Consider the following 13,471-nt stretch of genomic DNA (forward strand, 5'->3'; position numbering starts at 1 on the left):
GGGCGACTCGGACATGGATATCGAGCGCTTCAGGCGGCGAGGCCGGCGCTGCGCACCAGGTCCAGGTCCTTGGTGACGATCAGGCCTTCGGCGCCGTCGACGCGCTCCAGCAGCTCGATGCCCTTGGCAGGGCCCAGGACCATGGCCGCGGTGGCGAGCGCGTCGGCGTCCATGGCGGAGCGGGCCACCACCGTGGCCGCACTCGCATGGTCGGGCGAGGAGCCCGTGCGCGGGTCGACGATATGGTGATGGCGGAGGTCGGCGGTGTACGCCCGCATATAGTCGCCCGAGGTGGCGATGCCCTGGTGGCGCACCTCGATCGTCCCCAGCATCGTCCCCGGCTCGCGCGGGTGCTCCACCCCCACCGGCCATCCCGCACCCGCCACCTCCCCCTCCCCGGCCGAGATGTCCCCGCCCCCGTCGGCCAGCACGCCGGCCGCGCCGGCGGCCGTTACCTGCTCGACCACCCGGTCGAGGATGTACCCCTTGGCGATGCCGTCGAGCGCGAGCGCCATGCCCGGGCGCGCGAACGCGATGCGCCCCTCATCCGCCGCGACGTGCTGGTGCCCGACCCGCGACATGGCCTCCTCTACCGCATTTTCCGCGGGCGGCGCGTCGGTCTCCGCAAAGCTGCTCCGGTAGAGTTCGATCAGCGGAGACACGGTGGGGTCGAAGGCGCCCCCGGTCAGCTCGGCGAAGTGAAGGGCGCGGCGCACCACCGCCACCAGCTCGGCCGGCGGGTCGTCGAGAACCCCGTCCCGGTTGAGCCGGGACACCGGCGTGTCGGGCCGGTAGCGGCTGAAGACCGCCTCCAGCCGATCGATCTCGTCGAAGGCGGCGCCGGCCAGCTCGCTCGCCCGCGATGCATCCGGGTGCACTACGGTGACGTGGACCAGCGTGCCCATGCGGGTGCGGGTATCGCTCGCGCTGTGCAGCCCGGCCCTGCGCAGGATCGCGGCTGTGAGTCCGCCGCCCATCGCCAGCAGCAGGCCCGCCGCCCCGCCGATCCGGAGGGCCGTGCGCCGGGAGACGCCCTCGGCCCCGGAACGGCCACTGCTCTCACGCACCGGTTTCGATCCGGGCACCGGGCGCCACCTTCAACTGCACCAGCCGGCGGCGCACCTCATCCATGTCGTGGCGGCAGACGCCGGCCTTCTCGATAAGCTTCGTCTCACAGATGTTGCAGCGAACGCACTCGCGAAAATCGATGCGCGGCCCCTCGATGGCCCCCGTGGGACATGCCTGCTCGCACACCTTGCAGTGGTCGCAGTGCTCCACCCGGCGGATGCGGAAGGGCGACACCGTGGAGGCGACCGCGAGCGCCGCGCCCAGCGGGCAGGCGTAGCGGCAGTAGAAGCGGGGGACGATCGCGGAGGCAACCAGGATCCCCCCGGCGATCGCCCACAGCACGATGGACGAACTCAGGAAGAAGACGGTCCCGAAGGGTTCGAAGAAGGAAAAGATGCTGGCCCGGCTCCCAGCGAGCGCCGGAAGCAGGATCGCCGCCAGGCACACGTACTTGACCAGGTACAGGCGCTTGTGCAGGACGCGCGGCAGTTCCCGCTTGAACTTCCTCGGAACCACCTTCTCCAGGAGGTCCTGCAAGACGCCGAACGGGCACAGGAACCCACAGAAGACGCGCCCCACCAGCAGCGTGGTCACCACCGTGAAGACCACGAACAGGAGCAGCGGGATGTCCTCCAGGAACACCGCCGGCCCCACGGAGATGACCGCAGTGATGTGCGACACCGAGAGGAAGCCGCCGTCGAACCAACCCAGGTAGAGGAAGGTCGCCACCAGGGCCACCCAGCGCAGCCGGTCGCGCTTCAGGAAGAAGGCCACCGTGACCAGCGCCAGCAGGCCCAGCATCCAGGCGACCTCGGCGGGCGAGGTGCGCGCCAGCGTGCGCTCGAGGACCGTCTGTTCCTCGGCGAGAGAGAAATCGAGGTCCGGCTGGGCCGCTGGCTGGACCGTCGCGGGAGGATTTTCCTCGGCCTCGGACGGATTCTCCTCGGCTTCGGACGGGTTCGCGGATGGCGCGGGGTCGCCTGCGGCCACGTCGGCTGCATCGGTCGCGTCGGCAGGGACAGGCGCAGCCGTGGGGTCATCATCGGGGGATGAGGACTCGCCCGCGGCAACTGCTTCGGCGGGAGCGGCGTCGCCCGCCATCCCCGGATCGTCCGGAGCAGCCTCCACGGCAACGTCCTCTTGCGCCGTCACCGCAACGTCTTCGGGGGCATCGCCCGCCGCCCCGCCGGCTTCCGCCGGATCTTCCGCTGGCTCGGAGGGGGCCGGTAACGGATCGCCCCCCTGGGCCACGGGCTCCGCGGGGTCAGGATCTTCCGCGGGTTCAGGATCTTCCGCGGGTTCAGGATCCTCCACGGGAGGCGCATCCTCCGCCACAACCCGCGCCGGGAGCTGCGGAGGCGGATATGCGGTCGTGTAGAGACCCATGCCCGGACGAAGATCGAAATGGATGTCGAAGGCCTGTTCGACGTCGAGCGAACCCGGCACGGCCATCACCCCGACGTTGCGGAACTGCCCCTGTACCATCCCGCTGCGCGGCTCGCCCAGCATGACGACGTCAGGGTTGTCCATTTCGATGGTGTCGGCGCCCTGCACCAGCGAGAGCGTGCGCGGATAGAAAAGGAGGGCCAGCGCGCCATCGACGCCCACGAGCATCAGAGGGTCTTCCTGCACCCGCTCCCCGAGCTGTTCCGCCACCTCGCCGAACCTGGTCCGGCCAACCAGCATCTCGCCGACGGAATCGCTGCGGATGTGCGCGAAGGAAAGCACGATTCGGGTGACGTCGTTTTCGAGCACATGGATCTGCGGCACCAGCTCGCCCGCGACCATGTCGGACCAGGACAACTCCTCCAGCTCCTCCATGCCGATGGTCAGGAGCGAGCCGCCGGACTCGGCGGACGGGCGGGTGGCCAGGTAGTTGGCGTACACCCGGCGGGCGGATGCGCGGATGCCGCGCGACATGGCCGAGACCGAGATCGTCGCCCTCGACACCACGCGGACATCGCGCTTGGCACGGAAGGGGTCGGAGATGGACTTGCCCGTGAACTGCGCCTCGTAGCCGGGGGTGCGCAGGAAGTCGCCGCGGGTGCGGATGTAGGACTCGACGTAGTGGGTGACCCGCACCCCGGTGAGGGTCCCTTCCCGGTCCATCCCCACCAGCACCTCGATGGGACCGTTGTAGCCGAGTTCCTCCGGCGGCACGTCGGATGTCAGGAAGGCATATCCGACGAGGGCGTCCTCGTCCGGGGCGTCGGCCGCGTAGCCGACGATCACCCGCGGGTCGCCGTCCCGCATCTCGAAGAAGGTCGCGCCCGGCAATACCTCTTCGACGAGGCTCTGGGGGAACGGGAAGTCGTCCGCGATTTGCTGGGCGAAGGCAGGAGCGGGCGTGAGGATGCACAGAACGGCCGCCGCCCTGAGCAGCCGCGCCACCGTCGTTCCCTCCGGCGCCTCAGGCATCCACGCGTGCGAGCCGGAGCGCGTTGCCCGTCACCAGCAGCGAGACGCCCACGTCGCCCACCAGGACTGCAGTGATCAGCGAGACCATCCCGAGCGGCACGCCCACCACCAGAACGAGCTTCACCAGCAGGGCGGTGGTGATGTTCTGGCGGATGACCGCGCGCGACTTGCGCGACAGCCGGAACAGGTAGGGCAGCCGGGTGAGGTCGTCGCCCATCAGCGCCACGTCCGCGCTGTCGATGGCGGCGTCGCTCCCGGCGGCGCCCATGGCGATGCCCACGGAGGCGGCCGCGAGCGAGGGCGCGTCGTTCACGCCGTCGCCCACCATCGCCACCCGGCCGTGCTCCCGCTCGAGCGCCTTGAGCGCCTCCACCTTCTCGTGCGGGAGCAGCCTGGCCATCACGTCGTCCACCCCGGTCTCCCCTGCAACCCGGCGGCCGGTCGCGGCGTCGTCACCGGTGAGCATCACGACGGGGCGGATTCCCATGCCGTGCAGCCGCCCCACCGCCTCCCGCGCCTGCTTGCGGGCCCGGTCCTCCAGCGAGATCCACCCCAGCGGCCCGTCCTCGTCCGCCACGACCACCACCGTGCGGCCGTCGCCGGCCATGCCCCCGGGTGCCTCGCCGATCCCCAGCACGGCCGGCTTGCCGACGAAGTGGCGCACGCCGTCCAGGCGGGCCTCGACACCCTCGCCCCGGCCGGCGGCGAAGTCGCGCACGGCGTAGTGGGTGTGGATGTCGCGCCTGGCCGCCTCCTCGTGGATCGCGCGCGCGATGGGATGCTCCGAGCGGGCCTCCACCGCGGCCGCGCGCGCCAGCACCGTGGCCGGTGGCGCCCCCCGGGTCGAGCGCACGTCGCGCACCTCCAGGTGGCCGACCGTGAGGGTGCCGGTCTTGTCCATCGCCATGGCCCGCACGCCGCTCATGGCCTCCAGGTAGACCCCGCCCTTGATCAGCACCCCGCGGCGCGCGGCGGCCGTGATGCCGCTCACTACCGCGACCGGGGTGGATATCACCAGCGCGCACGGGCACGCGATCACCAGCAGCGTGAGCCCCCGCACCAGCCAGGTGATAAAATCCGCGCCCGCGAGGGTCGGCACGGCCACCACCAGCACGGCCGCGACGGTGATCGCCGGCGTGTACCAGCGCGCGAACCGGGTCACCACCCGTTCCGTTTTCGCCTTCTCCGCCCCCGCCCGCTCCACCAGCTCCACGATGCGCGCGAGCGAGCTCGAGTCGGCCGGCTTCTCCGTGCGGATTTGCATGAAGCCATCGCGGGTGATGGTGCCGGCGAATACCGGGTCGCCCAGGTCCTTCTCCACCGGGAGCGACTCCCCGGTGAGCGGCGACTCGTCCACCGCCGACCCCCCTTCCACCACGCTGCCGTCGACCGGAATCCGCTCGCCGGGGCGCACCACCACCACGTCCCCGACCGCCACCTCCGACGCCCGCACCGTCTCCTCCACCCCACCGCGCAGCACCACGGCCGTCTTGGGTGCGAGGTCCATCAGTGACTCCATCGACGCCCGCGCGCGGTCCACCGCGTAGGTCTCCAGCAACTCGGCGGTCGAGAACAGGAAGGCGATGGCCGCGGCCTCCAGATACTCCCCGATCGCGACCGCCCCCAGGATCGCCACCGTCATCAGGAAGTTCATGTCCAGCGAGAGCTCGCGCGCCGCGCGCACCCCGTCCGGCATGAACCTCCATCCGCCCACCAGCGCCGAGGCGACGAACAGGAGCGAAGGAATCCGCACCTCGTTCAGCGGCAGCGTGAACAGCAGCGGCCCCACCCCGGCCAACTGGAGCGCGAGCCCGACCGCGAACAGCGCCGCCGACGCGTATGTGATGCGGGCATCCCGCGTCGCCCAGGTCGCGGCCGCGCGCTCCTCCCGCGCGCCGGTATCCGGCTCGGCAAGGTGCCCGAGTCGTCCGATCGCGCGCCGCACCTCCTCGGTCTCGACCCGGCCGGCATCGATCTCGACGGTCACGGTGCGGCCCACCAGGTTGGCTCCCACCCCGAGCACCCCGTCGACCCCGCGCAGCCCGTCCTCGATGCGGGTCACGCAGTGCGTGCAGTCCATGTCCCGGACCCGGAAGCGAACCGCGGTCGCGGTGCCTCCTCCGTCGCCGTCCACCATCACGCCGCCCGGCCCCACGACCATTCCCGCCCGGCTAGACCGCCGCCGCCACGGCCTCGCGGTCCACCGCCCCTCCCGCATAGGGCGATTCCAGCCGGTACTCCGGCCGCGCGTCGAGGAAAGCGGCCACCCGGCCCTCCCGGGTCACGGCCTCGGCGATGAAGTCCAGCGCCTCCCGCAGGCGCTCGTCGGTGGCCGCGCAGCTGAAGCGCAGGAACCCGGCCCCGGCATCGCCGAAGCACTCGCCGCCCAGGCAGGCGACCCCGAAGTCGTCGTCGGCTCCCTCCAGCAGGTACATCGCCAGGCCGTGGCTGGTGATGCCCAGCCGGTTGCACACCGGCGCCACTTTCGGGAAGACGTAGAACGTGGCGTGCGGATCCAGCGACGAGAATCCCTCGATGCCGTTGAGCCCGTCGGTGAGCAGCTCCACCTTGCGGCGGAAGCGGCGCATGGCCTCGTCGCGCTCGCCGGCGTCCCGCTCCAGCGCGGCCACACCCGCCAACTGAACGAAGGGCGGCGCGCACGACACGCTCGTGTTGATCATCTTGCCGATGGCCTCGACGGTCTCGGGCGCCGACACCGCGAACCCCAGCCGCCAGCCACCCATGCTGTACGACTTGCTGAAAGTATAGGCGGCCACCGAGCGCTCCATCATCCCGGGCTGCGCCAGCGGCGACACGTGCTTCCCCTTCCACACCATGTGGCAATAGGGCTCGTCGCTGAACACGGCGACACGCGTTCCCCGCACCAGGTCCGCGATCCCGCGAAAATCCTCCTCCGTGGCCACGCCCCCGGTGGGATTGTGGGGCGAGTTCAGGAAGATGGCCCTAGGCCGGGGATCCTCGGCGAGGAATCGCTCGACCGCGGCCAGGCTCGGGCGGAAGGCGTCCCCCTGGCGAAGCGGCGTGAACACCGGACGCCCCCCGCGCCTGAGGATGTTGGGAACGTACGTCGGAAAGTACGGGCTGAAGACCAGCACCCCGTCCCCCGGATCCACGAAGGCCTCGCAGAAATACTGCTCGAAGACCTTGGTGCCGGTGGCGATAACGACATTCTCGCGCCCCGCGGGCACGCCGAATTCATCGCGCATGTAGCGGGCCGCCGCGTCGCGCAGCTCCGGGAGCCCCAGCGAGGCGCAGTAGCGCGTGTGCCCCGCGGCGATGGCTTCCCTGCCGGCCTCGACCGCTGCGCTCGTGGTCGCAAACGGGCTGTCGCCGATCTCGAGCTCCACGACGTCCTTCCCCTCGGACTGAAGCCGCTTGGCGACCGCCAGCACGGTAAAGGCGGCCTCCGCCGTCAGCGACCGCGCGAACCCGCTCAGTTCCATAGCCACTCGTCAATTCTCCGGATGTCGTTGCGTCGGGAGCGAAACGGGCAGCGGCGTCATTCGCAGCCGTGCCCGGACCGGAATGATAGGCGACCCTCCCCACTAACCGGAAGGGTAGGCGCCGGTTGCGCTAGCCGCCAGACCGGGAAGTGCTACTCCCGCCGAGATGCAGCGGCAACTCATCGGCTAACGGTTTCGCCGCCCTCCGCAGGGTGTTGCCAATACGAAAATGCAACAAATTGTTGCCTTTTCGAAAATGCAACACTGTGCAGAGGGGTTGGGTGGCGATGAAGAGCCCTGCGCGCCTTACCCACGGCGCCCCGCCCGCCTTGCCCACATCCCACCGCATCTTCATCTTGCGATGCTCGCTCTGTTGCGCGAGGCGATGAACATCTGTTTGGAAGGGGGACGCGGAAGATGACAGGACAGGACCGTCAATCACGGACGTCGGCCACGCGCGCCTGGTGCTGGCTGGCCCTCATTTCGCTCGCGGCGGGCGCGTGCGCCCAGACCTCGGATGCGGGCCCGGCCGGGAGCGTGGTCACCGAGGGCGACTGGGCCTACATCGGCGGCAACGCCGGCAGCCAGCGCTACACGGAACTCACGCAGATCAACCCCGGCAACTTCGACCAGCTCGAGGTGGACTGGATCTGGGACGGCTCCGCGTATCCTAGTGTTAACGCGCGCGCGACCCCCATCTACGTCAACGGCAAGCTGATCAGCGTCGCCGGCGAGAAGCGGCACGTGATCGCAACCGATCCGGCCAGCGGCAAGGTGCTGTGGGACTGGGTGGAGCCCGAGACCTTCCGCTGGGAGTATTCGATGCGGAAGAACCACGGCAAGGGCGTCGCGTACGCAAACGTCGACGGCCGCGACATCGTCTACGTGGTCACGCCCGCCTTCTTCCTGCACGCGCTGGATGCCGAGACCGGCGAGCCCATCGAGGGCTTCGGAGGCTCGGTGGACATTGAGGGCTTCCCCAAGACCGGGACCGTGGATCTGCTCGACGACCTGGGCCACGAGCACGACGACTACATGGGCGTCCCGCTCGAGAAGGGCTACATCACCAGCTCTTCCCCGGCCATCGTGGTCAACGGCGTGATCATCGTCGGCAACTCCGCCGAGCAGGGATACAACCAGTCTCGCCAGGAGAACATTCCGGGCGACATCCTCGCCTATGACGCGCGCACCGGCGAGTTCCTGTGGAAGTTCGACGTGATCCCCGGGCCCGGAGAGTTCGGGCACGAGACCTGGGAGAACGACGCCTGGGAGTGGACCGGCGACATCTCCTCGTGGGCGCCGCTCTCGGCGGATGCCGAGCTGGGGCTCGTCTACATCCCCACCAACGGCGCCACCCAGGACTTCTTCGGAGGCTTCCGCCCCGGCGACAACCTGTTCAGCACCAGCCTGATCGCGCTCGACGTGCAGACCGGCGAGCGGGTGTGGCACTACCAGCTGGTCCGTCACGACATCTGGAACTACGACACCTCCACCGCGCCCATCCTGGTGGACGTGACGGTCGATGGCGAGGACATCCCCGCCATCGTGCAGATCACCAAGCAGTCCTTCGCCTACGCCTTCAACCGCGCGACCGGCGAGCCCATCTGGCCCATCGAGGACAAGCCGGTGCCGGCGTCGAAGGTGCCGGGCGAGAAGCTGGCCGAGACGCAGCCGCATCCGACCTGGCCTCTTCCGTACGACATGCAGGGCCTCGGCGTGGACGATCTCATCGACTTCACTCCCGAGCTGCGGCAGGCCGCGCTCGACCTCCTCGAGCCCTACGACTGGGGTCCGTTTTTCCAGCCCCCGCTGCACCGCGACAACGACGAGGGCAAGCTGGGCTCCGTCTGGTGCCCCGGCGACGTGGGCGGCACCAACATCGACGGCACGCCCGCGGTGGATCCCGAGAGCGGGGTCATCTTCGTGACCTCGCAGAAGGGATGCTCGTCGCGGCTGGTGGTGCCCGGCCACGAGGTCGACGAGAGGGTGGAGGCACCCACCGGCACGACCATCAACGACTTCGCGGTGCTGGGCGGCGCGCGCATCGGGCGCGTGCAGGGGCTGCCGATGTACAAGCCCCCCTACAGCAAGATCACCGCGATCGACATGAACACCGGCGAGCACCTGTGGTGGATCCCGGTGGGCGACACCCCCAACAACGTGCTCAACCATCCCGCGCTGGAAGGGATCGATATCCCCAACACGGGGACTGGGCGCCAGGCCGCGCAGATCGTGACCCCGGACATGCTCCTGTACACGGGCAACGCAAGCGACAACACCCCCATGCTTTACGCCGTCGACAAGGCGACGGGGGAGCGGCTGGGCCAGGTCGAGCTCCCCGGCAACCCGCGCTATGGCATGATGACCTACGTGCACGAGGGCAAGCAGCGAATCGTGATCCAGGCGCCGAACATGCTCATGGCGATGAGTCTGCCGTAGGGGGAGGATGACGCCCAGTTCGCCTCGGCCACGCGGATGGCCGCAGCGGATCCTCCAGTTCGGGCCAACCCGCATCGTTCTGGCCACGCTGGCCATCGTTGCGGGCATCCTCCTGGTCCAACTCGTTGTCGGTGGTCTGCACCAGATCCTGGGCTTCGGGCCGCTGTCCCAGGACTCGCTCCAGTACGTCATCCCGATGGTCGTCGCGGTTCACTTCGCCTACAGGGGCTACGTCCGCCTGGTGGAGCGCCGCCGCGCCGACGAACTGTCCGGTACAGGCGCTGTGCGCGAGACGGGCGCGGGGATCGCGGTCGGCGCGGGTCTGCTGGTAGCCACCATCGGCGCCATCGCGGCGCTCGGATACTACCAGGTGACCGGATCGAACCCCGTGAGCGCCATCGTGCCCACGTTCGCCATGGCCGTGGCCTCCGGATATGCGGAGGAAGTATTGTTCCGGGGCGTGCTGTTCCGGATCATCGAGGAGAGCCTGGGCACCTGGATCGCTCTGGCGCTCACCGCGCTCATGTTCGGGTTCGCGCACATGATGAACCCCAACGCGACGCTGTTCAGCTCGTTCGCGATCGCCATGGAGGCGGGGATCCTGCTGGGCGCCGCCTACGTGCTCACGCGGCGGCTCTGGCTCGCGGTCGGCATCCACTTCGCCTGGAACTTCACCCAGGGCGGCATCTTCGGCGGGCGCGTCTCCGGGTTGACGATGGATGGCCTGCTCGAATCGGAGCTGAGCGGCCCCACGCTGCTTTCAGGCGGTGAGTTCGGGGTGGAGGCGTCGATCTTCGCGGTGACCCTGGGGGTGGCGACCGGGGTCTGGTTCCTGGTCCGGGCCGGCCGCAAGGGCCACTTCATCGCGCCCTTCTGGAGGAGGGGGTAGGGTCGCGGCGTCAGACCTCCCGGACGCAGCCGCGAATCAGAACCGGAGTCTGCGCTGGAGGTTGAACCCAAAGCGCCATGACCCCGGGTCGAAGAAGTCCTCCGCGGCCCCGACCAGGGTCTGAGTCGGGTTCATCTGGTGCTGATTGGTCACCACCAGTTTGAAGAAGTGCCCGCGGGTGCGGATTTCGGCGCCGAAGGAACCGGAATCGTACTCCTGATCCTCCCGGGTCTGGCTGAAGATCCACTCGCCGAAGAGGCTCCACATTCGGTCGAGATACAGTTGGCCGTGCACGCCGACTGAAACGGTGGTCTCCGGGTCGTGGTCCTGAATCCGGGGATTCCACAGGAGCGTGGGCACGACACCGAGCGCGAGTCGATCGGCGAAGATCGTGTTGGCGATCGCCTGGACGTACGCCTGCATCTCGTTCGGGTCGGCAGTGTCGTCGTGGCGATGGCCGGCATCCATGTTGGTCCCATGCTGATGACCGGCGTGATCGTCGCCGGCTTCGACTTGCAGGTTCCACGCCACTCCGGCCTGCGCCGCGAACTCGAACGAACCGCCTGCGGCATCGAGGGTCAGCCCGGTGAAGCGAGTGTTGAACTCCAAGTTGTCGAAGCTGTTGGAGCGAAGAATCCCGACGGTGAGGTGGTCGTGAGGCGAGACCGCCAGGCCGAGGCGATTCAGAACGAATCCATCGAGTCCCCAAAGCTCGCTCGCGCCACCCGACAGGTAGCCGAACCTGTGGGAGATCTCGATATGCACGTCGCCTGCGCGCGATGGGGACGCGGTCGGCAACGTCGCCGACTGGGTGGAGGCGAAAACGTTCTGAGCCGAGATCGCGTCCGGAGCCGTCAAGCAGAGGACAAGAGCGGCGAAGGCGAGCCGTGCGCACGTGGTGATTTCCCGCATGTTGATAACTACCTTTCAAGTCACGGCGCTGTCACCGATCATGGGCGAGTGCGAGACCGACGTGTCCCGTCAGTTGCAGGCGTTGGCCGCCCGCCGCCCGATCGTACACGGTTGCGACTTCGAGTAGCCGCCCGCTCAGCCGGGCCCGGTAGGCGCCGCGCACGTCCATGGCCCAGCCTGCGGGGTGGGCGTCCGGTCCCGGCGTCATGCCCGGCGCGCGGTCCTGCCAGAGGGCGAAGCCGCCTCCGGTCCGGCCGCCCCAGCGGGGGGACGCGGACAGCGAGAATCCCTCCTCCTCGCGCCCGCCCACGGTGAAGGTCAGGCCAGCGCCGCTCTCGCCGTAGCGGGTGGCCGAATGGAAGGCGAGCCACCGCCCCTGCACGTCGAGGCCGACAACGCCGATCTGTGTGCGCAGCCCACCGGAGAGTTCCACGCCGCGTCCGGTCCGGCCGTCGCCGCCGTCATGGCGTACGTGCACCGCGCCGAACGGGGCGAGTCCCGCGCCACCGACACGCATCTCGCTTCGCGCGTCGAGGCCGAGGCGGGCCTGGTGCACGCGCCCGCGCAGGTCGTCGATCGTCTCCGTCCCCTCGCCGGTCGAAAGGCTGGCCCACCCCGCGTCGGCCCTCAATCCGAACGCGACCGGACCCCCCGCCGGTCCCAGCCGGCGCTCGAACTCGACGAGCCCCATGGCGAGGTCCAGCGGACTCTCGCCGACACGGCCGGTCGCGGTCCGCTCGTTCCGGGCATCTCCCCTGCCCGCGCCGAACGTCGTCCAGATTGCGGTGGCCCCGCTGGCCCAGCATTTGCCATCCCGCGCGGATCTGTTGTGACCATTGAAGTTACGGGATTCTGCGGGCGATTTCCCGCCGTTCGGTTCCCGCCGAGTGGATTTCAGCCCTGCGGCCTGCGGCGGCTCCTGATTGCCTGCCTGAGTTGCGCCTCGTCCGGCTGCTGATAGCAGCGCAGCACCGTCTTGGCAGCCTTCCAGCCGCCGAGCTCGCAGAGCACCTTGAGGGGCAGGTCCATCAGGTCGCTGGCGAACTTCCGCCTCAGCGAGTGCCAGCCCCTGCCCCGCTTCGGATCGAGTCCGGCGAGGTGCTCCGCCCGCTTCCACCAGAAGCGCGCCACCGGGGATCCCACGCACTCCGAGGGATTCCGCGCCGCGGGCAATACAGGCGCGTCCGCGCCCGCGGCGTTGCGCCTTCGCGCCTCCTCAAGAGCTTCCAAGGCTTCGGGCGTCAAGGGCGTTGAGTGCTCGTGACCCGTCTTCTCGTGCTGGGCGCGCCAGCGGACGGTCTCGCCCTCGAAGTCCACATCCGACCAGCGCAGGTTGCGAATCGCGCCGATGCGGTGTCCGGTTTCGTGCGCGAGCACGAGGGCTACGTGGAACCGCCAGTCCAACCGCTGCGAGACCCCGAGCAGTGCCTGGTACTCCGCTTCGGTGAGAACAACCCGGTTGGGGTTCTTCTCGATGGGCTTCTTGAGCCCCTTCAGCGGGTTCCTGTCCAGCAGCAGGCGGCCCTGCTCGTCCCTCGACCTCGACGCCCAGTTCAGCACCGCCATGAGGAACGTGAGGTCCCATTCGATCATCCGGTTGCCCACGGGCTGTCCGCTGGGGCCGACCGTGCCCGCGCGGCGCTCCCGGATGAAGCGGTCCCAATCGCGCTGGGAGAGGGTCTCCGGCCTTCGGTCCCTGCCGAAGAACTTGAGGAACATCGCCATCGCGGCTCTGTCCCGTTGCCAGGACTTCCGCGTCTTGGTGGGCGTCACCTCCTCACCGTAGATGTCAAAGAGCATCTCCAGGGTGAGCGGCTCCGGCTCGGCTTCCGCCTTGCCGTTCAGGTCCGGGTCGGCGAACCCGGCGGCGAACTCGTCCGCCTGCCGTTTCGCCCTCGCCCAGTCGCGGTGTCCGAGCGACCGGGTGAGCCTTCGCCCGTTCTCGCGCCACTCCACCTGGAACAGGCCGGTCTTCGGGTCTGGAAACACCCGGACCCTGTTCCGGCCCCACTCGCCGGCGCCGTAGCTCCGGCGGCTTCTTTTCGTGCGTGCCATCGTTCGATTCCTCTCGTTCGATGGGCTGCACGATCTGCGCGAATGAAACCTCGCGACGACGGGGCTCGTCGTCCAGAGTTGGCGCCCCGGCCGGCTTTCGGGCGGGCGCGCCACGGGTCCGCTGGTTTCTGCGGTCTGTGGAGGAGCCAGATGTTATTTTGTTTCACAAAAACTCTGGCTGGGGGATGCCCCCAGACCCCCTGAACGACACTTTCGCGCGCCACCA

Annotated in this window: 9 protein-coding genes; 2 read left to right on the top strand and 7 right to left on the bottom strand. The window is 69.2% G+C overall.

Annotation, left to right across the window (positions count from 1 at the left end; genetic code table 11):
* Positions 1–29: 29 nt before the first annotated feature.
* Genes OXU32_15245 through OXU32_15260 form a run of 4 tightly spaced genes read right to left on the bottom strand, consistent with a single transcriptional unit; the run spans position 30 to position 6,950 of the window.
* Positions 30–1,067: an FAD:protein FMN transferase gene (locus OXU32_15245; GenBank protein MDE0075311.1), complete on the bottom strand. Its 1,038-nt coding sequence runs from the start codon at positions 1,065–1,067 to the stop codon at positions 30–32.
* Entirely contained in the window at positions 1,060–3,486 is a 2,427-nt protein-coding gene (locus OXU32_15250) for a 4Fe-4S binding protein (GenBank protein ID MDE0075312.1), read from the bottom strand. Before OXU32_15250 ends, OXU32_15245 begins: the two co-directional genes overlap by 8 nt.
* On the bottom strand, positions 3,479–5,647 hold the full coding sequence (locus OXU32_15255) for a cation-translocating P-type ATPase (GenBank protein MDE0075313.1): 2,169 nt from the start codon (positions 5,645–5,647) through the stop codon (positions 3,479–3,481). Before OXU32_15255 ends, OXU32_15250 begins: the two co-directional genes overlap by 8 nt.
* Positions 5,648–5,657: 10 nt before the next feature.
* Positions 5,658–6,950, bottom strand: a complete 1,293-nt coding sequence (locus OXU32_15260; GenBank protein MDE0075314.1) for an aminotransferase class I/II-fold pyridoxal phosphate-dependent enzyme — start codon at positions 6,948–6,950, stop codon at positions 5,658–5,660.
* Positions 6,951–7,367: 417 nt separating this feature from the next.
* Here OXU32_15260 and OXU32_15265 point away from each other — a divergent pair, with 417 nt between their 5' ends.
* The gene (locus OXU32_15265) at positions 7,368–9,389 is read left to right on the top strand and encodes a PQQ-binding-like beta-propeller repeat protein (GenBank protein MDE0075315.1); all 2,022 of its coding nucleotides are present in this window, start codon (positions 7,368–7,370) and stop codon (positions 9,387–9,389) included.
* 7 nt (positions 9,390–9,396) lie between these two features.
* The gene (locus tag OXU32_15270; protein MDE0075316.1) at positions 9,397–10,278 is read left to right on the top strand and encodes a type II CAAX endopeptidase family protein; all 882 of its coding nucleotides are present in this window, start codon (positions 9,397–9,399) and stop codon (positions 10,276–10,278) included.
* Positions 10,279–10,314: 36 nt separating this feature from the next.
* On the opposite strand, the gene OXU32_15275 is transcribed toward OXU32_15270, so the two are convergent.
* The 3 genes from OXU32_15275 to OXU32_15285 form a co-directional block, all read right to left on the bottom strand.
* Positions 10,315–11,190, bottom strand: coding sequence for a DUF5777 family beta-barrel protein (locus OXU32_15275; GenBank protein MDE0075317.1), 876 nt, complete (start codon positions 11,188–11,190; stop codon positions 10,315–10,317).
* A 31-nt stretch (positions 11,191–11,221) separates the two neighbouring features.
* Complete coding sequence (locus tag OXU32_15280; GenBank protein MDE0075318.1) at positions 11,222–11,881, bottom strand: hypothetical protein; 660 nt, start codon at positions 11,879–11,881, stop codon at positions 11,222–11,224.
* A gap of 203 nt (positions 11,882–12,084) precedes the next feature.
* A complete protein-coding gene (locus OXU32_15285; GenBank protein MDE0075319.1) occupies positions 12,085–13,245 on the bottom strand; it encodes a site-specific integrase in 1,161 nt (386 codons plus the stop codon).
* Positions 13,246–13,471: the final 226 nt, after the last annotated feature.

The sequence above is a fragment of the Gammaproteobacteria bacterium genome, from assembly GCA_028819075.1.
GTDB lineage: Bacteria > Gemmatimonadota > Gemmatimonadetes > Longimicrobiales > Gaopeijiaceae > BD2-11.

Excerpts from the sequence above, each read along its gene's own strand:
- OXU32_15250 (MDE0075312.1), bottom strand. The coding sequence starts at position 3,486 with ATGCCTGAGGCGCCGGAGGGAACGACGGTGGCGCGGCTGCTCAGGGCG.
- OXU32_15255 (MDE0075313.1), bottom strand. The coding sequence starts at position 5,647 with ATGGTCGTGGGGCCGGGCGGCGTGATGGTGGACGGCGACGGAGGAGGC.
- OXU32_15260 (MDE0075314.1), bottom strand. The coding sequence starts at position 6,950 with ATGGAACTGAGCGGGTTCGCGCGGTCGCTGACGGCGGAGGCCGCCTTT.
- OXU32_15265 (MDE0075315.1), top strand. The coding sequence starts at position 7,368 with ATGACAGGACAGGACCGTCAATCACGGACGTCGGCCACGCGCGCCTGG.
- OXU32_15270 (MDE0075316.1), top strand. The coding sequence starts at position 9,397 with ATGACGCCCAGTTCGCCTCGGCCACGCGGATGGCCGCAGCGGATCCTC.
- OXU32_15275 (MDE0075317.1), bottom strand. The coding sequence starts at position 11,190 with ATGCGGGAAATCACCACGTGCGCACGGCTCGCCTTCGCCGCTCTTGTC.
- OXU32_15280 (MDE0075318.1), bottom strand. The coding sequence starts at position 11,881 with ATGGGGCTCGTCGAGTTCGAGCGCCGGCTGGGACCGGCGGGGGGTCCG.
- OXU32_15285 (MDE0075319.1), bottom strand. The coding sequence starts at position 13,245 with ATGGCACGCACGAAAAGAAGCCGCCGGAGCTACGGCGCCGGCGAGTGG.